The sequence below is a fragment of the Arthrobacter sp. NPDC080082 genome (genome assembly GCF_040686595.1).
Classification (GTDB): Bacteria; Actinomycetota; Actinomycetes; order Actinomycetales; family Micrococcaceae; genus Arthrobacter.
In genome coordinates, this window is the sequence record NZ_JBFBKQ010000003.1 from 227,065 (window position 1) to 245,814 (window position 18,750).

Here is an 18,750-nt window from a genome sequence, read left to right on the forward strand (position 1 = left end):
CCCCAGCCCGGCCCGGCCGGCTGAACCGCTGCTAGGTTCCGGCCACCCGCGCCACGAAGGCGTGCAGCCGGCGGTAGACCTCCTGGGACTCGGGGAAGCGGGCGTCCTGCTGCCAGGTGTGCTCGGCGTTGGCGGCCTCCCAGCCGTAGACCAGCGCATCCGCCGGGACCCGGTGCTGCCGAAGCCGGTCGAGGAAGTTCAGGTTGGCGGTGTAGAAAAAGTCGCGCTCCGAGGTGGTCACGAACACGGGCGGGTGCCGCGAATCCAGCCATTCGATGGGGGACAGGTGGCGGGCCGCCCGCCGCAGCGACTCTGCGCCCGGGCCGGCGCTGCGGGGGAGCAGCATCCTCACGAACGCAAGGCTGAGGACGAAGCCGCGCTCGAAGAACACGGAGAAGTCCACCACGCTGCAGTGCTGCACGAGCCCCCGCAGGCTCGCGGCGGGCGCCGCGGGTTCCAGCCCGTAGTGCTCCGCCAGGTCGGTGTGGAACGTCGACGCCGTCAGCAGCGCGGCGATCTGGCCGCCGGCGGAGTCCCCGCCCAGCACAATCCGGTCCGGGTCCCCGCCGTACCCGGAAATGGTGGCCCGCACCCAGGCCAGCGCGGCGTTGGCATCCTGCAGGACGTGGCCCATGTGGAAGCGCGGGGCGTGGCGGTAGTTCACGTTGACCACCACCATGCCGGCGGCGGCCTGGCTGGCGCAGTATTTCGTCAGCGCCGCCTTGTCCCCGGAGGTCCAGCCGCCGCCGTGGAAGTAGGCGTAGACGGGTAGCCCGGAGTCTGTGGATCCGGTGGTTTCGGCCGTTCCGGCGGGGGTGATCACGTCCAGCCGGTGCGCTCGGATGCCGTCACCGGCGAAGTCGATGTCGTGGAAGTAGTCGACGCCGGTCACCGGGTCCGCATTGAACCGGGCCTTCTCGGCGGGGCCGACGATCCTCATCAGGGCGCGCCACGCCCAGACCGGTACACGGCGCAGGACACGCCGGGCGCGCCGGGCGAGGCCGAACGCTCCGTGGCCCGACCGGGGCCGGGAGGCAGCCGCCGAAGTCATCCCTCCATTCTACTGGCACGCCCGTGCTAGAACCGCCGGGTGCCCGGCCCCGTCGCCCCGAAGACGGCCGCCCCGCCGACTGCGGCCGCAGCCTCAGTTCGGCACTACCCGGACGGTGCCCGCGGCGCCGTCGACCGTCACCAGCTGCCCGGTCCGCAGCCGGGTGGTGGCGTCCGGGACGCCCACCACCGCGGGAATGCCGTACTCGCGCGCCACCACCGCCCCGTGGGAGATCACCCCGCCCATCTCCATCACCAGCGCCCCGGCGGTGAGGAACAGCGGCGTCCAGCCCGGGTCCGTCGACGGCGCCACCAGGATTTCCCCGGGTTCCAGCCGTGCCCCCACCGGGTCCAGGACCACCCGGACCGTTCCCGTGGCGGAGCCGGCGGACGCGGGGGTGCCGGCCAAGGCGCCCGACGGCGGCGCCGCGGCCAGGGCGGCCGCCTCCACGTCCGTGCCGTCGGAAAGCAGCAGGCGGGGGATGTGGCGGCGCCTGAGTTCGACGTCGTACAGGCGGCGGCGGGCGGCCACTGTCTCCTGCAGCCGGGCCCCGCGCAAGCCGGTCCGCAGCTCGCCGAAGTCCAGGAAGAACACGTCCCCCGCGGCGGCCACGGCGCCGCGGCGCACCAGGTCCTCGCCCACCAGCAGCAGCTGGCGGTGCACCTCGGCCAGGATCCGGACGATGTGGAACTTGGGCAGTTCGCGCAGGCCGGCCAATTCCCGGACCTCGCGAAGGGCCAGCCCCAGCAGCCGGGCCCGCCAGCGCCCGTGGGCGGCGGCGCGGTCCACCAGGCTCCGGATCCGTTCCTCCGCGTGCGCGGCCGCCAGGCCGAACTGCCGGTCCGGCGCCTGGTCCGGATCGTCCAGGCGCAGGTAGTTCGAGATCACGCCGAGGATGTGGTCGGGCTCCTCGGCCCAGCGCGGCATGCCGAGGTCGATCTCGGCCACGGCGCGGTGTCCGTAGCGGGCCAGGAAATCCCGGACGGCGGACTGGGCCGTGTCCGGCAGCGTGCCGGCGCGGTACCTGGCGGCGAGGGTGGCCGGCCCGGTGGCCAGGAAGGCGTCCCGGGACTCGGGATCGTCCCGGAGTGTGACGGCCAGCCGCCAGAGTTCCAGGTCCATCTCGGTGGTCACGTTGTGCGGCAACCCGCGCAGCACCGCCTCGAGCTCCCGCGGCGGGGCGATTCCGCGCAGCAGCCGGCGGGCTGCGGCCAGCATCAAGTAGCCGGCGGAGAACCCGGGCAGGGTGGCCTTGAGCAGCCCCCCAGTGGTGCGCAGTCCCAGGTTTTCCGCGAAGTGCAGGCGCTCCTCTGCCGTCGCCGGGCCCGGCAGCTGCACCACGGCGTCGAGCCGGCGGGCGTAGGCGTCGGTGCGGCGCAGCTCGCCCCGGGGATCCAGGATGGCGCGGGCCAGCCGGGGGAGTTGGTCCGCCAGCATGCCCAGGCTGGTGCCGACCCGGGCGGGGCGTTCTGCCGGAGTTGGTCCCTCTCCCGGGGCCGGGATCTCTGCCGGGGCGGACCGGTCCATGCGGGGATGGTCGGCGCGACCGCGTCCGGGCAGGAGGCGCCGGGCAACGCGGCCCACGTCAGTACCCGCGGAAGGGCCCTCCCCGGGGGCGAATCGCGGGTCGGCGAGCAGGCCGGGGACGAGCGCCGCGGACCGGCTGTCGGCCAGCGGCAGCACCCGGGTCAGGTAGCGGCGCCCCCACCGGCTCCGGGTCAGGGGCGTCAGGTCCACGAACATCCGCAGGCCGGGATTCACGTAGCGCCAGAGTCCCTGCTGGTTCCGGAGCAGTTCCAGCGCGGTCAGGCCCATCGGGGTGATGGGCCGGGTCAGGCCCTGGAGCAGCGTCCCGCAGAGGTAGACCCGGGTTTGTCCCTCCGGCGGAACCGGCAGCGGCTCGCCGGTCATCGGGTCCTCCAGCGGGTACAGCGTGGTGATCGGCCGGGATTGCGTCAGCCAGGTCCTGCCGGCGGCGTCGACCACCCATTCCACGTCCTGGGGCGAACCGAAAAGCCTCTGGACGGACGCGCCCAGCCGGGTCAGCTCGGCGAGCCCGGCGTCGTCCAGGCTCCAGCCCCGGTCCGGGTCGTCGTCGCCTGCCACCCGGTGCAGCACCTCCGCCGTCGCCGTCTGCACGGTGAACTGGTCCGGGTTCACGGCGCCGGAAACCACCGCCTGGCCGGCGCCCGGGCTGGCGTTGACGAGCATTTCGGTGCGGGTCCCGGTGACCGGGTTCGCTGTGAACAGGACTCCCGCCGTGGCCGCCTCCACCATGTCCTGGACGACGACGGCGAGCCCCACCCCGGTATGGCTGATGCCGTTCGCGGTGCGGTAGGCGACGGCGCGGTCGGTCCAGAGGGAGGCCCAGCAGCGGCGGACCGCGTCCAGCACCGCGTCCGCGCCGACGATTCCGGTAAACGAGTCCTGCTGGCCGGCGAAGCTGGCGAAGGGAAGGTCCTCGGCGGTGGCGGAGGACCGCACCGCCACGGGCGTGTCCGGCCCAAGGTCCGCGTAGGCGGCGCGTACCGCGGACTCGACGGCGGGCGGGATCGGGGCGGCGCCGACCAGGTCCCGGGCCCGAGCCGCCTGCGCCGCCGCCTCCATCCGGGTGTCGGGCCCGGCCCCGGTGTCAGGAGCGGACTGGGAGAGTCCGGCCCGCGGGATTCCGGCGTCGAGCGCGGCCGACAGGTCGGCCAGCTCCGGCGGGGCAGCCAGGCGGTAGGCGTCCGTGGTGAGGCAGAAACCGCGGGGCACCGGCAGTCCCGCGGCCACCATCCGCCCCAGGTTCAGGGCCTTGCCGCCCACCAGTGACAGCGGTGCGGTGGCCGCCTCCACCAGGTCCAGGGCGTGCCCCCCGGGTGCGTGCGGCTCCGGGGCAGGTCCGGGCGCGGACGGTGAGGCCATGACGGCTCCTGGATACGGGAGGGCGATGCGGGCGGGTGCGGGCGGGCTGCCCGTGGGCACACGCTAGCCCCGGCGGTTCCGGTGCGGCAAGGGCCGGTCGGCCCCCGCCGCGGATCGGGATGTTACGGGGTGAGGAGCACCTTGATGGCGCGGCGTTCGTCCATGGCGCGGTAGGCCTCCGGTGCCTCCTCCAGTGGCATGACGGCGTCGAACACCCGGCCCGGATTGATGCTGCCGTTGAGCACGTCGGCCAGCAGTTCCGGGATGTAGGTGCGCGCGGGGGCCATGCCGCCGCCGATGGTGATGTTGGTGTCGAACAGGTAGCGGACCGGGATTTCGGCGCCCCCGGTGGGGACGCCGACGAAGCCCATGGCGCCGCCGGGACGGACGCTGCGCAGCGCCTGGTCCATCGATTCCTTGGTGCCGACGCATTCGAGCACGGAGTCCGCCAGGACGCCGCCCAGGAGTTCGCGCACCTTGGCGATGCCCTCGTCCCCGCGCTCGGCCACGATGTCCGTGGCGCCGAATTCGCGGGCGATCGCCTGCCGGTCAGCGTGCCGGGACATTGCGATGATGCGCTCGGCACCCAGCCGTTTGGCGGCCAGCACGCCGCAGAGGCCGACGGCGCCGTCGCCCACCACCACGACGGTCCGGCCGGGGCCGGCCTGCGCCGCGAGGGCGGCGTGGTGGCCGGTGGCCATGACGTCGGAGAGGGTGAGCAGGCTGGCGCGGAGGGCGTCGTCGGGTTCGGTGATGCCGGGGACCTTGACCAGCGTGGAGGAGGCCAGCGGGACGCGGACGGCCTGGCCCTGACCGCCGTCGACCGGGTGGCCGGCGTCGTCGGTGCCGCCCCAGCCGGCCAGCCGGTCGCAGGCGACGGTCACTCCGTTGCGGCACTGCGGGCACTCGCCGCAGCTGATCACGAACGGCGCAATGACCAGGTCGCCCACGGCGAGGCCGGTGACCTCGTCGCCCAGGCTCTCGATGGTGCCGATGAACTCGTGGCCGATCGCGGAGGGCTTGTGGGTGGGCTTCACGCCACGGTAGGGCCAGAGGTCGGAGCCGCAGACGCAGGCTGCCGTGACCTTGACGACGGCGTCGGTGGGCTGCTGGACGGTGGGGTAGTCGCGGTCTTCGACCCGGATATCGCCCGGACCGTGGATGATGGTGGCGCGCATGGGATTCCTTGCTCTGGGTGTGATGGGGATGGACCGATTTTAGTCCCGGCCAGCGGTCCGTGGTCCGTCGAGGAGACGCCCGATCCGGGTCCGGACGTCCAGCTCCGCGGCGGATTCGTGGTTGAACAGGATCCGGTAGATCACCGGGGCGACGACGGCGTCAACGATCTCGCGGGCGTCCGGCGCCGTCTCCCCGCGCGCCCGGGCCAGCCTGCGCAGCTCCTCGACGTGGCCCTGCATCAGGGCGAAGTAGTCCCGGGTCACCGCACCGTCGGCCAGCATGTCCAACAGCACCTGCCGGCCCAGTTCGGAGGAGAACTCCTCCACGTACGGGATGAACCAGGCCTCCATGTCGCCGCGGAGCGAACCGGTGTCCTCCACCTGCTCGGGGAGCATCTGGTTGGAGGCGACGGCGGCGAGCAGCCGGGGGAGGTCCCCCCAGCGGCGGTAGATGGTGGAGGAGTTCACGCCGGCCCGGTCCGCCACCAGCGGGACCGACAGCGCGGTCCGGTCGCCCTCGTTCTCCGCCAGCAGGGAGCGCACGGCCTGGTGCACGGCCTGCTGGACGCGGGCGCTCCGGCCGCCGGGGCGGGGGGTCGCTGTCGTCATCATCACACCAGCCTAAGGCAAATTATCCGCTTTAGCGGGTATAGCCTCTTAATGCACAGATTGTGCGTTTGGTTGTTTCGAGTAGGCAGGATCAGTTGTGAAGAACACCGGTACCGCGTTCTGGCTTCACGCGGCGCTCTTGACGGTTTTCATCGGCGCCTCGTCGGCGCCGTCGCCGTTGTACGAGTTTTACGCCCGCGAGTGGGGCCTCGGCTCCGCGGCGGTCACGGTGATCTTCGCCGTCTACGCCGTGGCCGTGCTGCTGACCCTGCTGGTGGTCGGCTCGCTGGCCAACCACCTCGGCACCCGGCCGGTGCTCCTGGGAGCGGTGGCGCTGCAGATCGGCGCGATGATGACCTTCGCCTTCGCTCCGGGGCCGGAGGTGCTGCTGGCCGCCCGGGCACTCCAGGGCGTGGCGACCGGCGCCGCGATGGGTGCCGCGGGCGCCGCGCTGCTGGCGTTCGAAGGCCCGAAGCGCCGCGGCCGCGGGTCCCTGGTCAACAGCGCCGCCTCGCCGATCGGGCTCTCCATCGGCGCGCTCGGGTCCGCCTCCGTCGTCAGGTTCCTCCCCGAGCCGACCAAGACCGTCTACTTCTTCCTCGCCGCGCTCCTGTTGGTCCTCGGTGTGGCGCTACTCCGGCTGCCGAGCGCCGGGCAGGTGGCCCCGGGCTGGCTGCGGTCCCTGATGCCCGAGGCCCGGATCCCCGGCTCCGCCCGGAAAACCATGGCCGCCACCATGCCGGTGGCCGCGGCCACCTGGGCCCTGGCCGGGTTCTACCTCTCGCTGGGCCCGGCCTTGGCGCACGCCATTACCCGGGACAACTCGGTGCTGGTGGGCGGCCTCGCCCTGTTTGCCCTCTTCGTTCCCGGCGCCCTGGCCATCCTGGTGGTCCGCCGCCGCTCGGACCGGACCACGCTGCTGACAGGCGTCGTCTCCCTGATCACCGGCATCTCCCTGACCGTGCTGGCCGTCCAGCTCGGATCCGCGCCGCTGTACTTCGCGGGCACCGTCGTGGCCGGCGTCGGCTTCGGCAGCGGGTACTTCGGCGCGATGCGGATGACCCTGCCGCTCTGCGGACCGCACGAGCGGGTGGGCATGCTCTCGAGCATCTACCTGATCTGCTATCTCGGCTTCAGCGTCCCCGCCGTGGCCGCCGGGCTGCTGGTGGCCGTGGCCGGCATGAAGGGAACCACGCTGATCTACGGTGCGGCCCTGGTGCTCGCCGCCATTCCGGCCCTGCTCCGCACCCTCCGGAAAAACCCCGCCCACCGTCCCACCCTCGCTGCCGGTTCCCCGGCAGCATCCTGAAAGGAAACGCCATGACCTTCACCCTCCCCGCCGACACCGCCGTCCGGCCCATCACCGTCATCGGCGGCGGCACCCTGGGCCGCCGCGTGGCCCTGATGCTGTCGCTGCGCGGCGCCGACGTGCGCATCTTCGACCTCAACCCGGCCGTGGGCCGGGCCGCCGTCGACTTCATCGAGGCCGAGCGCCCCGCCGTCGCGGCCGAGCACGGCGCCGCGCCGGCCGGCCGGATCACCTCCGGCGACGATCTCGCCGCAGCCCTGGACAACGCCTGGCTGGTGGTCGAGGCGGCGCCCGAAAAGCTCGAGCTCAAGCGCGGGATCTTCGCCGACCTGGACCGGCTGGCCCCGGCGGATGCCCTGCTGGCCAGCAACTCGTCGTCGTTCGCGTCCTCGGAGTTCATCGGCGGCGTGGCCAGCCCGGAGCGGGTCCTGAACATGCACTTCTACATGCCGCCTGCCGTCCGCTCGGTGGAACTGATGTCCTGCGGCCGGACCGACCCGGCCGTCCTGGACCTGCTGATGACCGAACTGCCCGCTTACGCGCTGGCGCCGCACCTGGTCCGGAAGGAAAGCACCGGCTTCATCTTCAACCGGGTCTGGGCCGCGATCAAGCGCGAGGCGCTGCTGGTGGTGGCCGAGGGCGTGGCCGAGCCGGAGGACGTGGATGCCCTGTTCGTGGACGTCTTCAAGGCGGACACGGCACCGTTCCGCTTCATGGACCAGGTGGGCCTGGATGTGGTGCTCGACATCGAGAACCATTACTGCGAGCTGGCCGGCATGGAGAACAAGTCCGCCCCGCTGCTGCAGGAATACATCGGCAAGGGCTGGCTCGGAATCAAGTCCGGGCGCGGCTTCTACAGCGACTACGCCTGAGCCGCCTGTTCGGTTGTGAACGGACAGGTCTGTCTGGTACCTTCGATGTCGTAACAGACAGACCTGTCTACTGAGAGAAGCACCCCCCTCCATGAGCACGCACCGCACCCTCGTCGTCGTCGCCCACCCCGACCTGGCCACATCCGGAATCAACGCGCAGCTGGCCGCGGCGATCAGGGACATCGACGGCGTGACCGTCCGGGAGATCGCCTCCGTTTATCCGGACCGGCGCGTCGACGCCGCCGCGGAGCAGGAACGCCTGCGCCGGCACGACACCATCGTCCTGCAGTTCCCCTGGCACTGGTACTCCGTCCCCGGAGTCCTGAAGGAGTGGATGGACCAGGTCCTCACCTACGGCTTCGCCTACGGTGCCGGCGGGGACGCCCTGCACGGCAAGCGCCTGCAGCTGGTCATCTCCACCGGCGGCCCCGAGGCTGCGTACACGCCGACGGGGCACAACCGCTTCACCATGGCGGAGTTGCTTCGTCCGCTGGAGGCCACCGCACATCTTTGCGGGCTGGAGATGGCCGAACCGCTGGTCCTGCACGGGGCGCCGCGGGCGACCCGGGAGGACGTGGCGGACCATGCCGCCCGCTACCGGGAGCTCCTCTCCGCCGTCCCTGCCGCCGCCAACTGACCTAAGGGGCTGGCGGGGGGACTGCACGGGGATGGCCGTCACGGCTCCGGCCGGAGACCTATAAATGGGGTGGGGCACCGCAACGTTGCGATAGGTTGACGATCCGGGTGATCGTCCGGTGCCCCACCACCAGCCTGTGGGGTTCCCGCCTCAATGGTTGGCGGGGGCATCGGGGTTCGCGCACCAGATCTGGGTGCCGTCGGACTTGAACAGCATGGTGCGCTCGCCCGTGGACTGGTAGCGGACCCAGAGGATCTTCCCGTCCGGGGTGGCGAGCTCCACGGTGGCGGGGACCGGCACACCGCCGGGCCGGAGCACCATCACGGGTGCCCCGGCCGGCAGGCCCAGCCAATTGGTGGCCCAGACCAGTTCGGCGGGCGCCGGCTTAGACGGCTTCAAGCACGCTGACATAGTTCGCAATGCCGACGCCGCCCATGTTCTGTACCGCTGCCCGGCGCGGCGCCGCCAGCTGCATGTCCCCGGCCGTGCCGGTGAGCTGCATCGCCGCGATGACGTGCTGGGACACGCCGGTGGCGCCGACCGGGTGGCCCTTGGCCTTGAGGCCGCCGGAGACGTTGACCGGGAACTTGCCGTCCTTGAAGACCCAGCCCTCCTCGATCGCCCGGGCGCCCTGGCCCGGCTCGGTCAGGCCCATCACTTCGTACATCAGCAGCTCGGCGATGGTGAAGCAGTCGTGCACCTCGGCGAAGTCCAGGTCCTCCAACCCGACGCCGGCCATGCCGAGGGCCCGCTGCCAGGAGGCGCGGGTCGCGGCGAACGCCGTCGGGTCCCGGCGCTCGGCGGGGAAGAAGTCGTTCGCCTGCCCGAAGCCGGCAAGCCGGACCGGGGCGGTGGCCCCGCCGGTGGGGGCGACGGAGAGCACGACGGCGGCGGCGCCGTCGGAGACGGGGGAGCAGTCGGTGCGGCGCAGCGGATCGGCGACCATCGGGTTCTTATCCGACACGGTCCGGCAGAACTCCTCACCGAGGTCCTTGCGGAGCTGGGCGTAGGGGTTATCGACGCCGTTGCGGTGGTTCTTCGCCGCGATGGTGCCCAGGGCGTCGGAAACAGCGCCATAGCGCTTCTCGTAGTGCTTGGCGACCTCGGCGAAGAGCCCGGTGAAGCCGGTGGTGGAGGGCTTGCCGGCCATGTCGTAGTCGGCGCCCAGCAGGGCGGCGCCCACGACGTCGGCCCCGGCGTGCGTCATCTTCTCGGCACCGATCACCAGGACGGTCTTGGCGGTGCCGGCCAGCAGCGACTTGGTGCCCTGCTGGAAGGCGGCCGAACCGGAGGCGCAGGCGTTTTCCACCCGGGTGGAGGGCACATTGGCGAGCTGCTCGGAGACCTGCAGAGCCAGCGAGGACGGGAACGCCAGCGGCATCATGCCGGAGTTGAACTGGCCCAGGTAGACCTCGTCGATCTGGCCCGGCTCGATCCCGGCGTTGCCGATCGCCTCGGTGGCGACCTGCACGATCAGGGACTCCAGGGTCTCCTCGGTCAGCTTGCCGAAGCGGCTGTGGCCCCACCCGGTGAGCAGGACGTCCTTGCCGAACTGGTCCTTCAGGCTCATGCCCGGGCCTCCTCAAGCGCGTCAGTGGTCTCTTCCAGGGCGGGATCGACGTCGAACTCCGCCTCGGTCTTCCCGCGGATCTCCTCGACCGTGACGCCGGGGGCGAGGCGCGTGAGCGTGAGCCGGCGGCTACCGGTGTCTTCGTTCTTTACCAGGTCGAAGACGGCCAAGTCGCTGATGATGCGGTCCACGCAGCTCAGGCCGGTCAGCGGCAGCGTGCATTCCTTGACGATTTTGGCGGTGCCGTCCTTGGCGTTGTGTTCGGTGAGGACGACGACGCGCGGGGTGCCGGCCACCAGGTCCATGGCGCCGCCCATGCCCTTGACCATCTTGCCGGGGATGGTCCAGTTGGCCAGGTCGCCGGCACCGGAAACCTGCATGGCGCCGAGGATGGCGACCTTGACGTGGCCGCCGCGGATCATGCCGAAGGAGGTGGCGGAGTCGAAGATGCTGCCGCCGGGCAGGACCGTGACGGTCTGCTTGCCGGCATTGATCAGGTCCGCGTCCTCGTCACCTTCGTAGGGGAACGGGCCCATGCCGAGCAGGCCGTTCTCGCTCTGCAGCACCACCCGCACGCCCTCGCGCAGGTTGTTGGCCACGAGGGTGGGGATGCCGATGCCGAGGTTGACGTAGTCGCCGTCGTTGAGTTCTTCGGCCGCGATGGCGGCCATGTCGTTGCGGGTCCAAGCCATGGTGAGTCTCCTGGAAAAGTGTCGGTGGGGCGGATCAGACCGCGGCGGGGGCGGCTTCGGCGCGGGGCCGGACGGTGCGCTGTTCGATGTCCTTGACCCGGTCGGTGGCCTGGACCAGCCGCTGGACGAAGACGCCGGGGGTGACGATGTGGTTCGGGTCCAGCTGGCCGGGTTCGACGATCACCTCGGCCTCGGCGATGGTCACGGCGCCGGCGGTGGCGACGACGGGGTTGAAGTTCTGCGCGGTGTAGCGGTAGATCAGGTTGCCGTCGGTGTCCGCGGTGTGCGCGTGGACCAGGGCGACGTCGGCCTTGATGGCGCGCTCCTGGACGTACGTTTCGCCGTCGAACTCCGCGAGCGGCTTGCCTTCGGCCACCAGGGTGCCGACGCCGGTCTTGGTGTAGAAGGCGGGGATGCCTGCGCCGCCGGCGCGCATCCGCTCCGCGAGCGTGCCCTGCGGGGTGAATTCGACCTCCAGCTTGCCGGCCAGGTACTGCTCGGCGAAGAGCTTGTTTTCGCCCACGTAGGAGGCAATGACCTTGCGGACCTGGCCGGCCTCGATCAGCAGGCCCAGGCCCTTGCCGTCCACGCCCATGTTGTTCGAGACGACAGTGAGGTCCTTGACACCGGAGTCCCGCACGGCCTCGATCAGGTCCGCCGGGATGCCGCTGAGGCCGAAGCCGCCGACGGCGAGCGTCATGCCGTCCCGCAGGACATCCTGCAGGGCGGCGGCTGCGCTGGTTCTGAGCTTGGACATGGCATCTCCTCGTTGAGCGTTCGAGCTGTTGGCGGCCGGCGGGGCCGAAGCCGCCATCCACTTTGTGGACTGGTGACCTGATGAAGGAGCTTAGAGTGTGGCGTGGAACACTGTCAACGCGGGAAATTCCCGGAATTCCGTGGACTTCTACAGTGTGGACGGTAGGCTATGAGCTGTCCATATTGTGGATGATTAGGATGCTTTTGAGCGGTTGGAGGGTTCAGATGAGTGCTGTTCCGGTGCAGGGCGCGCAGGTGGTCAGCCGGGTGGCGGCGCTGCTGCGGATCGTCGGGCGGAAGCCGGAGGGGTCCGGGCTGGCCGAGCTGGTCCGCGAGTCCGGGCTGACCCGGCCCACCGTGCACCGGCTGCTGAGCTCGCTCGCCGCGGAGGGGTTGCTGGATCAGGATCCGGTCAGCGGTCACTGGGTGCTGGGCCCGGAGATCCTGCTGCTTGGGTCCGTGGCCTCGGCCCGGTTCCCGCTGGAGGACATCGCCCGGCCCAGCCTGCGCCGGCTGGCCGAGGAGACGGGGGAGAGCGCCTTCTTCTCTATCCGCCGCGGCGCCGAGACCGTCTGCCTGCTCCGGGAGGAGGGCAGTTTCCCGGTGCGGTCCTTCGTCCTGCACGAGGGGGTCCGCTTCCCCCTGGGGGTGGCCTCCGCCGGGACGGCCATCATGGCGTTCCTGCCGCACGAGGAGCAGGAGGAGATCCTGTCGGACTGGGAGGCCCACGCGGGCAGCTTCGCCGCCGGGCACACGGAGGAACGGGTCCGGGCCAACCTGGAGCTGACCCGGTCCACGGGCTACTCGGTCAATCCCGGGCTGGTCCTGGAGGGCAGCTGGGGGATGGGCGCGGCCGTGTTCGACCGGCGGGGCCGCCCGGCCTGGGCACTGTCCCTGACCGGCATCGAACCGCGCTTCCGCGGCGAGCGGGGCGAGCAGCTGGGCCGCCTGCTGCTGGACGAGGCCCACCGGATCTCGCTGCAGCTACAGGGAGCCTAGGAGGCTATTACTTCCACCAGGTGTCGAAGATGGAGACGGGCACGGTCCGCTTGTGCCGGGTCTGCAGGTAGCGCTTCTCGATCGCCTCGGCTGCCGCCTCGGGGACGTCCCGGCCCTCGAGGTAGTCGTCGATCGTGTCGTAGCTCAGGCCCAGCTCGTCCTCGTCGGTGCGGCCGGGCGTGTTGTCGAGCAGGTCCGCCGTCGGCACCTTCTCCCAGATCCGCGCCGGGGCGCCGAGTTCGGCCAGCAGGGCCCGGTTCTGGCGCTTGTTCAGGCCGAACAGCGGGAGGATGTCCGCGCCGCCGTCGCCGAACTTGGTGAAGAAACCGGTGACGGATTCGGCGCCGTGGTCCGTGCCGATCACCAGGTAGTTGCGCTCGCCGGCCAGGGCGTACTGGGCTGTCATGCGGGTGCGGGCCTTGGTGTTGCCCTTGTGGAAGTCGGAGATGCCGTCGCCGGTGGTCTTCTCGAACTCGTCCTCGAAGCCGTCGACGGCGGCCGAGATGTTGAAGGTCCACTCGGTCTTGGCCCGGATGAAGTCGAGTGCGGCCTGGGCGTCTTCCTCGTCGTGCTGGACGCCGTAGGGCAGCCGCACCGCCACGAAGTCGGCCTCCGTGCCTTCGTCCTCGAGCTCCTCGACCGCCAGCTGCGCCAGCCGGCCGGCCAGCGAGGAATCGAGTCCGCCGGAGATGCCCAGGACGAAGCCCTTGGTGTGGCTGGCCTTGAGGTATTCCTTCAGGAACGTGACGCGTTTGCGCACCTCCCCGGCCGGATCGATCCGGGGCTGCACGCCCATTTCCTCGATGATCTTCGCCTGGAGTTCACGCATGTCCCTCAGCCTAGTCAGCGGCGTCCCCCGGGCTCAACTGTTGCCGCCTACTTGAGCTCCCGGCGCGGTCTCCGCGGAGCTTCCGGACCGGTGCGCCGCGGACCCGGGGTGCGCCGGTCCGTTTCCGCCGCGGCGGTCCGGAACCGGCGCGGAAATGCGCCCGTTAAGGCCCTGCCGCCAGGGTCCGGACCGGCGTAGCGTATGGCCATGGAGTCCACGGGATGTGTGGTGGCGGGCGGCGGTCCGGCCGGCCTAATGCTGGGCCTGTTGCTGGCGCGGGCCGGCGTGCGCGTGACGGTGGTGGAAAAACACGCAGACTTCCTCCGCGACTTCCGCGGCGACACCGTCCACCCCTCCACGGTCCGGCTGATCGACGAACTGGGACTCGGCGAGGAGTTCCGCCGGCTGCCACAGAGCAAGCTGCGGAGCGTGGTCCTGCCGGTACCGGGCGGGCCGCCGGTGACCCTGGGCGACTTCGGACTGCTGAAGCCCCCCTATGACTACATCGCCATGATGCCGCAGTGGGATTTCCTTAACTTCCTGGCGGCCGCCGCGGCCGAGGAACCGGGCTTCACGCTGCTGATGAGCCACTCCGCCACCGGCTTGATCCGCGACGGCGGCCGGGTCCGCGGCATCCGCCTGCGCCGCCCGGACGGTGTCGAGGAGGATTTGCGGGCGGACCTGGTGGTGGCGACCGACGGCCGGCATTCGGCACTCCGGGCCGCGGCCGGGCTCGCCCCCGTGGAGTTTCCCGTCCCGTTCGACACCTGGTGGTTCAGGCTCCCGCGCCACGCCGAGGAAGCCGGCGAGGTGGCAGGACTGATCCCGGCGCTCGGCCCCGGCGAGGCCCTGATCGCCCTCAACCGCACCGATTACTACCAGATCGCGTACCTGGCCCCCAAGGGAGCGGACGCGCGGATCCGGGCCGAGGGGGTGGAGGGCTTCCGACGGCGGATCGCGGCGCTGCGGCCCGACCTCGCCGACCGCGTGGATGCCATCGGTTCCCTCGACGACCTGCACTGGCTGGACGTCCGGCTGGACCGGCTGCGGTCCTGGCACCTGAACGGGCTCCTCTGCATCGGCGATGCGGCCCACGCGATGTCCCCGGCGGGCGGCGTCGGCATCAATCTCGCCATCCAGGACGCCGTCGCCGCCGCGAAACTGCTGGCCCCCGCCTTGCTGCGGGGAACCGTCAGTGCCGAGGACCTGGAGAAGGTGGAACGACGGCGCCGCCCGCCCACCGTGATCGTGCAGACCGCGCAACGCCTGATGCACCGGGCGATTTTTGGGCCGGTGATGGCCGGGAAACGGACCCGGATCCCGGGCATCGTGATCCTGCTGGCCCGCCGGCTCCCGGCCATCCGCGGCCTGATGCCACGGCTGATCGGCTTCGGACCGTTGCCCGAGCATGCCCCGGCGTTTGCGCGCCGCGCCGGGGCAAGCCCGCAGGCCCGGACCTAGCGCCTAGAGGGTCGGCAACAGCCCCTGCATCTCCTTGATCTCGGCCTCCTGGGCGGTGACGATGCTCTTCGCCAGTGCCACCGCGTCGGCGTTCTTCCCCTGGGCGATCTCGGTCTTGGCCATCGTGACGGCGCCCTGGTGGTGGGCGATCATCTGGGTTAGGAACAGCTTGGCCGCCTCGGTGCCCTGGGCGGCCTTCAAGCCGTTCAGGTCGTCGTCGCCCATCATGCCCTCCATGGTGTGGCCGGGCGCCATGGTGGCGGACTCGTTCCAACCCTTGAGCCAGCCGGTCATGGTGGCGATCTCCGGGCCCTGGGCGGCCTTGATCCTGGAGGCGAGGTCCTTGACCGGCGCGGGGATGCCGCTCTTGCCCAGCATCAGGTCGCTCATCTCCACGGCCTGCTGGTGGTGGGGGAGCATGCCTTGGGTAAACATCGTGTCCGCGGCGTTGTGGTCCGAGGCGGCTGGCGCGGTGCTGGCGGGTGCGCTGCCGGACATACTTCCGTGATCCATGCCGTTCATGGAATTCATCGGGGCGGAGCCTGTACTGGAGCCGGAAGCGCAGCCGGCGAGGGCAAGGGCGGCCGCGACGGCGGTGGCGGACAGGGCAAGGTACTTCTGGGCTTTCATCGGGGTCCTTCGGATCGTTTCGGGCGCTCGGGCGCCCGCGGAAGAGGTACGCGTCGTTGACGCGCCGGCCAGGCCCTATGGGTGGCCGGCGGGGCGGGCGCCGGGGGCTTCACGGCGCGCTCTCTTCTTTTACGTGCGACTGATGCAAAGGTCCCCGGGGGATGGGCTCCCGGGAAGATAGGACCAGCGCGGGGCCGCCACGAAGACGCCGGACGGCGGGGTGGCGACGGCGACACCGGTGCCCGGCGGCGGGGCCGCGAAAGACGCCGACGCCGCGGCAGGAGTGCAGGAGGGATCCATGGTGTGCATGCCGGTACCGCCGTGCGGGCCGGTGCAATGGTCGTCGGGTGCCGTCCCCGGCTGCTGCTGGCCACCGTGATTGTGGTCGGGCATTGCGGCGCTGTGGACCCCGGCGGAGGCCTCCGCCGGGGTGCCGTGCCCGTCCATCGGTGCGAGCGACATGACGTGCATTCCGAGGATGCCGGCCATCAGGGCCACGGACAGCAGGACCATCCGGGCACGGTGCAGGACGGCCATCATGCTGGCGGCCCGTCCGGTCACGGCGATCATCCCTCCTGGTGGAAGCTGCTGATCCAAGGCTACCTTTACCACCGGCGGCTATCTCGCCGGGGCCGGGCTCAGGGGACGGTGAGCTGGGTGTACATGCCGGCCTCGTAATGGCCGGGGAGGTTACAGGCCAGCTCATACCGGCCCGGCGGCAGAGTGAGGGTCACCCAGCCCGAGGTGCCGGGCAGGATTCCCTCACCGGAGCCTTCGGAGCAGCTGGCGGAGACCTCCCCGAGGCTGCCGCTTTCGTCGATTGTGCCGTCCGGCCCGACCGGACGGGTTCCGGGGACCTGGTTGTCGGGCAGGGGGAGGATCACCATCTCGTGGCTGATGCTCCCGGCGTTCGTCACCAGGAAGGAGACCGTGCCGTGGGTGACGGTGCCGCGGTCGGCCCGCAGCCGCATCGCCCCGCCCATCATGCCGTTCCGCGGGCGCATGACCGGTCCGCCCATGTTCGTCAACGTGACGTTGATCTGGGTTCCGGTCAGGGCCGGGACGGTACAGCCGGCCGCGGGCCGCCCGCCGGGGCCGTGCCCGGCCGGGGTGCCCAAGAGTCCGACGGCCAAAAGGCTCAGCACGGTCAAGAGGACGACGGCGGCGCCCGCCACAAGGTTCTGGCCCCGCCGGGAGAGCCCGCTCACTCCCGGCGCCTCAGGGCCGCCCGCCGCGCGGTGAGCTCCTGCTCGTCGATTTCCCCTCGGGCGAAGCGCTCGTTGAGGATCCGCTCGGCGTCATCGTGCGCGGGCTGTTCCGGGAAGCCGCGCTCCGGGAAGCCGTGGCCGGGGTGGTGGGGCCGCCGCAGGAGGAGCACCACCACCGTGATCACGCCGCCCCAGAAAATCAGCATCAGCAAGGCCATGACGATCCAGCCGCCGAGGCCCCACCCGTTTCCGTACCAACCATTCATCATGACAGTGCCTCTCTATCCCTACCCGTGGCTGCCGAGGTAGCCGACCAGTCCGTCCACCGTGGCGACGGCCGGGTAGTCGCGCTCGGGGATGTCCACCCCGGTGTCCGTGTCGATCACTTCCACCAGCCGGAGGAAGTCCAGCGAGTCCAGCTCCAGGTCCTGGCGCAGCCGTGCGCCGCCGTCGACGTCGTCCAGTTCGACGTCGGGCGCCACCTTCCGCAACGCCGCGCGGACCGCCTCCCGGGCGTCCTGTTCGTTCATGGCCTCTCCGTTCCAGCTCGTGGTCAAAGCTCTTCGGGCGTTTGCAGCAGTTCCCCTATCCGGGCCAGGTAGCGGCCGCCGCGAAGGCCGTCGCTGACCCGGTGGTCGGCCGAGAGGGTGGCGGTCACCGCGTGCCGCACGCCCAGCATCCCGTTCTCCGCCCACGGCTGTTCCTGCACCCGGCCCAGTCCCAGCAGCGCCACCTGCGGCGGGTAGATCACGCCGAAGACGCTGTCGACGCCGAGGTCGCCCAGGTTGGTAACGGTGAGCGTGGGGTCCGCCATTTCGGCCCGCTGCAGCCGCCCGGCCCGGGCCCTGCCCACCAGGTCGCGCAGCTGGGCCATCAGTTCGTCCAGGGTGAGGGTGTCCGCGTCGTGCAGGGCCGGCGCCACCAGGCCGCCCTGCCGCAGGGCAACCGCCACGCCCAGGTGAACCGCGGGGCTGCGCCGGAATTCGTCGTCGACATAGAAGCCGTTGACCTCCGGTACGTCCCGGGCGGCGAGCGCCGCGGCCTTGAGCAGCAAGGCTGAGGGGACCAGCCGGGCCGCCACGGGCCGTTGCGCGTTGACGTGTTGCATCCAGTCCATGGCCGCGCGCAGGTCCAGCGTGGCGCTGAGGTAGTAGTGCGGGATGGTCTGTTTGGAGCGTGACATCAGCGAGCCGATCGCCCGCCGGAGCGCCGCGGTCCGGTCCGTCGCCGGGGTTTCGGTGCCGGACTGTGCGGAGGCGGCCGGCTCCGGCACGGCTTGTAGCTGTCCGCCTTGTTCGGGAGCGGCGGGCGCCGCGGGCGGCTCCGGCGGGGGAGCAGCGGGCGGTGTCTGCCGCGCTTGGACGGCGCGTTGAATGTCTTGGGCGGTGATGGCGCCGTCCGGGCCGGTCCCGGCGAGCGTGGAAAGGTCGACGCCGAGCTCCGCGGCCAGGCGGCGGGCGCGGGGCGCCGCGCGAACCCGGCCGGACTCCTCCCGGTCAGGCTCCGCCCGGCCACGCCGCACCGGGCCGGCCGTAGCTCGGGCAGGGCCGGGTCTTGCCGCTGCGGCGTGTTCGACGTCGGCCCGGGTGATGGCGCCGTCCCGGCCGGTCCCGTGGATCCGGTCCGTGTCCACGCCGAGCCGGTGGGCCAGGTGCCGGACCGGCGGCGCGACCGGTGCCGGGGCCGGCGGCCTAGCGGCAGGTACCGGTTCCGTGGAAGAGCGGACCGGCGGCGTTGAGGGGGGTGGTATCACAGCGCCAGGCCGGGCCACGGACGCCGGGGGAGCCTCCGGCGTCGGCCCGGGGACCTCGGCCGGGGTCTGGGTGATCCGGGCCACGGGTGTTCCCACCGGCACGGTCTGGTTCAGCCCCACCAGCAGCTCCGACACCACCCCCTCCTGGAAGGACTCGATGTCCATGACGGTCTTGTCCGTGTCCACCACGGCCACCAGGTCGCCGCGGCGGACGTAGTCCCCGGGCTTGACCAGCCATTCGACGATCTTCCCGTGGTCCATGTCCGCCCCCAGGGAAGGCATCAGGAAG

At 71.4% G+C, this 18,750-nt stretch carries 20 protein-coding genes; 5 read left to right on the forward strand and 15 right to left on the reverse strand.

Translation table 11 applies throughout. The features are described 5' to 3' along the window. Positions 1-31 precede the first annotated feature (31 nt). The 4 genes from AB0O44_RS07935 to AB0O44_RS07950 all read right to left on the reverse strand — a co-directional run bounded on the left by AB0O44_RS07935 (position 32) and on the right by AB0O44_RS07950 (position 5,748). Complete coding sequence (locus AB0O44_RS07935; protein ID WP_364136298.1) at positions 32-1,051, reverse strand: alpha/beta hydrolase; 1,020 nt, start codon at positions 1,049-1,051, stop codon at positions 32-34. A 93-nt stretch (positions 1,052-1,144) separates the two neighbouring features. After that, the gene (locus AB0O44_RS07940) at positions 1,145-3,958 is read right to left on the reverse strand and encodes a PEP/pyruvate-binding domain-containing protein (protein WP_364136300.1); all 2,814 of its coding nucleotides are present in this window, start codon (positions 3,956-3,958) and stop codon (positions 1,145-1,147) included. Between the two features lie 122 nt (positions 3,959-4,080). Then, positions 4,081-5,136 carry a zinc-dependent alcohol dehydrogenase family protein gene (locus AB0O44_RS07945; RefSeq protein WP_364136302.1) on the reverse strand — a complete coding sequence of 352 codons (1,056 nt, stop codon included), beginning with the start codon at positions 5,134-5,136 and terminating at the stop codon, positions 4,081-4,083. 39 nt (positions 5,137-5,175) lie between these two features. Continuing rightward, positions 5,176-5,748 carry a TetR-like C-terminal domain-containing protein gene (locus AB0O44_RS07950; RefSeq protein ID WP_364136304.1) on the reverse strand — a complete coding sequence of 191 codons (573 nt, stop codon included), beginning with the start codon at positions 5,746-5,748 and terminating at the stop codon, positions 5,176-5,178. Positions 5,749-5,842: 94 nt separating this feature from the next. Between AB0O44_RS07950 and AB0O44_RS07955 the strand changes: the two genes are divergently transcribed. The 3 genes from AB0O44_RS07955 (at position 5,843) to AB0O44_RS07965 (ending at position 8,563) form a co-directional block, all read left to right on the forward strand. Continuing rightward, positions 5,843-7,054, forward strand: coding sequence for an MFS transporter (locus AB0O44_RS07955; protein ID WP_364136306.1), 1,212 nt, complete (start codon positions 5,843-5,845; stop codon positions 7,052-7,054). Between the two features lie 11 nt (positions 7,055-7,065). Next, positions 7,066-7,926, forward strand: coding sequence for a 3-hydroxyacyl-CoA dehydrogenase family protein (locus AB0O44_RS07960; RefSeq protein WP_364136308.1), 861 nt, complete (start codon positions 7,066-7,068; stop codon positions 7,924-7,926). Positions 7,927-8,017: 91 nt separating this feature from the next. Continuing rightward, the gene (locus AB0O44_RS07965) at positions 8,018-8,563 is read left to right on the forward strand and encodes an NAD(P)H-dependent oxidoreductase (protein ID WP_364136310.1); all 546 of its coding nucleotides are present in this window, start codon (positions 8,018-8,020) and stop codon (positions 8,561-8,563) included. Between the two features lie 150 nt (positions 8,564-8,713). Here AB0O44_RS07965 and AB0O44_RS07970 read toward each other — a convergent pair whose 3' ends face one another. The 4 genes from AB0O44_RS07970 to AB0O44_RS07985 are packed head-to-tail and all read right to left on the reverse strand — an operon-like array spanning position 8,714 to position 11,582. Continuing rightward, on the reverse strand, positions 8,714-8,962 hold the full coding sequence (locus AB0O44_RS07970) for a hypothetical protein (RefSeq protein ID WP_364136312.1): 249 nt from the start codon (positions 8,960-8,962) through the stop codon (positions 8,714-8,716). Continuing rightward, positions 8,949-10,133 carry an acetyl-CoA acetyltransferase gene (locus AB0O44_RS07975; RefSeq protein ID WP_364136314.1) on the reverse strand — a complete coding sequence of 395 codons (1,185 nt, stop codon included), beginning with the start codon at positions 10,131-10,133 and terminating at the stop codon, positions 8,949-8,951. Before AB0O44_RS07975 ends, AB0O44_RS07970 begins: the two co-directional genes overlap by 14 nt. Then, a complete protein-coding gene (locus AB0O44_RS07980) occupies positions 10,130-10,825 on the reverse strand; it encodes a CoA transferase subunit B (protein WP_364136316.1) in 696 nt (231 codons plus the stop codon). The genes AB0O44_RS07975 and AB0O44_RS07980 overlap by 4 nt, the downstream gene beginning before the upstream one ends. A 34-nt stretch (positions 10,826-10,859) precedes the next feature. Further along, complete coding sequence (locus tag AB0O44_RS07985) at positions 10,860-11,582, reverse strand: CoA transferase subunit A (RefSeq protein WP_290256799.1); 723 nt, start codon at positions 11,580-11,582, stop codon at positions 10,860-10,862. A 224-nt stretch (positions 11,583-11,806) separates the two neighbouring features. Between AB0O44_RS07985 and AB0O44_RS07990 the strand changes: the two genes are divergently transcribed. Further along, complete coding sequence (locus AB0O44_RS07990) at positions 11,807-12,580, forward strand: IclR family transcriptional regulator (protein ID WP_364136318.1); 774 nt, start codon at positions 11,807-11,809, stop codon at positions 12,578-12,580. Positions 12,581-12,587: 7 nt separating this feature from the next. Here the strand turns inward: AB0O44_RS07990 and nadE are convergent, their stop codons facing one another. Continuing rightward, on the reverse strand, positions 12,588-13,409 hold the full coding sequence (gene nadE / locus AB0O44_RS07995; RefSeq protein ID WP_364136320.1) for an ammonia-dependent NAD(+) synthetase: 822 nt from the start codon (positions 13,407-13,409) through the stop codon (positions 12,588-12,590). A gap of 207 nt (positions 13,410-13,616) precedes the next feature. Between nadE and AB0O44_RS08000 the strand changes: the two genes are divergently transcribed. Continuing rightward, a complete protein-coding gene (locus AB0O44_RS08000; protein ID WP_364136322.1) occupies positions 13,617-14,870 on the forward strand; it encodes an FAD-dependent oxidoreductase in 1,254 nt (417 codons plus the stop codon). A 3-nt stretch (positions 14,871-14,873) separates the two neighbouring features. Here the strand turns inward: AB0O44_RS08000 and AB0O44_RS08005 are convergent, their stop codons facing one another. The 6 genes from AB0O44_RS08005 to AB0O44_RS08030 form a co-directional block, all read right to left on the reverse strand. After that, the gene (locus AB0O44_RS08005; RefSeq protein WP_364136324.1) at positions 14,874-15,500 is read right to left on the reverse strand and encodes a DUF305 domain-containing protein; all 627 of its coding nucleotides are present in this window, start codon (positions 15,498-15,500) and stop codon (positions 14,874-14,876) included. 129 nt (positions 15,501-15,629) lie between these two features. Further along, entirely contained in the window at positions 15,630-16,070 is a 441-nt protein-coding gene (locus AB0O44_RS08010) for a DUF6153 family protein (protein WP_364136326.1), read from the reverse strand. A gap of 68 nt (positions 16,071-16,138) precedes the next feature. Then, complete coding sequence (locus AB0O44_RS08015; RefSeq protein WP_364136328.1) at positions 16,139-16,708, reverse strand: sulfocyanin-like copper-binding protein; 570 nt, start codon at positions 16,706-16,708, stop codon at positions 16,139-16,141. Then, positions 16,705-16,977 (reverse strand): SHOCT domain-containing protein, encoded by a 273-nt coding sequence (locus AB0O44_RS08020; RefSeq protein ID WP_290256792.1) that lies wholly within the window; start codon positions 16,975-16,977, stop codon positions 16,705-16,707. Before AB0O44_RS08020 ends, AB0O44_RS08015 begins: the two co-directional genes overlap by 4 nt. Before the next feature lie 18 nt (positions 16,978-16,995). Continuing rightward, positions 16,996-17,238 carry a phosphopantetheine-binding protein gene (locus AB0O44_RS08025; protein ID WP_364136330.1) on the reverse strand — a complete coding sequence of 81 codons (243 nt, stop codon included), beginning with the start codon at positions 17,236-17,238 and terminating at the stop codon, positions 16,996-16,998. A 23-nt stretch (positions 17,239-17,261) separates the two neighbouring features. After that, the gene (locus tag AB0O44_RS08030; RefSeq protein WP_364136332.1) at positions 17,262-18,743 is read right to left on the reverse strand and encodes a 2-oxo acid dehydrogenase subunit E2; all 1,482 of its coding nucleotides are present in this window, start codon (positions 18,741-18,743) and stop codon (positions 17,262-17,264) included. Positions 18,744-18,750 lie beyond the last annotated feature (7 nt).

Bases quoted from the DNA above. Each gene is read 5' to 3' on its own strand.
- AB0O44_RS07960 (WP_364136308.1), top strand. From the start codon at position 7,066: ATGACCTTCACCCTCCCCGCCGACACCGCCGTCCGGCCCATCACCGTC.
- AB0O44_RS07935 (WP_364136298.1), bottom strand. From the start codon at position 1,051: ATGACTTCGGCGGCTGCCTCCCGGCCCCGGTCGGGCCACGGAGCGTTC.
- AB0O44_RS07985 (WP_290256799.1), bottom strand. From the start codon at position 11,582: ATGTCCAAGCTCAGAACCAGCGCAGCCGCCGCCCTGCAGGATGTCCTG.
- AB0O44_RS08025 (WP_364136330.1), bottom strand. From the start codon at position 17,238: ATGAACGAACAGGACGCCCGGGAGGCGGTCCGCGCGGCGTTGCGGAAG.
- AB0O44_RS08010 (WP_364136326.1), bottom strand. From the start codon at position 16,070: ATGATCGCCGTGACCGGACGGGCCGCCAGCATGATGGCCGTCCTGCAC.
- AB0O44_RS08005 (WP_364136324.1), bottom strand. From the start codon at position 15,500: ATGAAAGCCCAGAAGTACCTTGCCCTGTCCGCCACCGCCGTCGCGGCC.
- AB0O44_RS08030 (WP_364136332.1), bottom strand. From the start codon at position 18,743: ATGCCTTCCCTGGGGGCGGACATGGACCACGGGAAGATCGTCGAATGG.
- nadE (WP_364136320.1), bottom strand. From the start codon at position 13,409: ATGCGTGAACTCCAGGCGAAGATCATCGAGGAAATGGGCGTGCAGCCC.
- AB0O44_RS07980 (WP_364136316.1), bottom strand. From the start codon at position 10,825: ATGGCTTGGACCCGCAACGACATGGCCGCCATCGCGGCCGAAGAACTC.
- AB0O44_RS07975 (WP_364136314.1), bottom strand. From the start codon at position 10,133: ATGAGCCTGAAGGACCAGTTCGGCAAGGACGTCCTGCTCACCGGGTGG.
- AB0O44_RS07945 (WP_364136302.1), bottom strand. From the start codon at position 5,136: ATGCGCGCCACCATCATCCACGGTCCGGGCGATATCCGGGTCGAAGAC.
- AB0O44_RS08020 (WP_290256792.1), bottom strand. From the start codon at position 16,977: ATGATGAATGGTTGGTACGGAAACGGGTGGGGCCTCGGCGGCTGGATC.
- AB0O44_RS07990 (WP_364136318.1), top strand. From the start codon at position 11,807: ATGAGTGCTGTTCCGGTGCAGGGCGCGCAGGTGGTCAGCCGGGTGGCG.
- AB0O44_RS07965 (WP_364136310.1), top strand. From the start codon at position 8,018: ATGAGCACGCACCGCACCCTCGTCGTCGTCGCCCACCCCGACCTGGCC.
- AB0O44_RS07950 (WP_364136304.1), bottom strand. From the start codon at position 5,748: ATGATGACGACAGCGACCCCCCGCCCCGGCGGCCGGAGCGCCCGCGTC.
- AB0O44_RS08000 (WP_364136322.1), top strand. From the start codon at position 13,617: ATGGAGTCCACGGGATGTGTGGTGGCGGGCGGCGGTCCGGCCGGCCTA.
- AB0O44_RS07940 (WP_364136300.1), bottom strand. From the start codon at position 3,958: ATGGCCTCACCGTCCGCGCCCGGACCTGCCCCGGAGCCGCACGCACCC.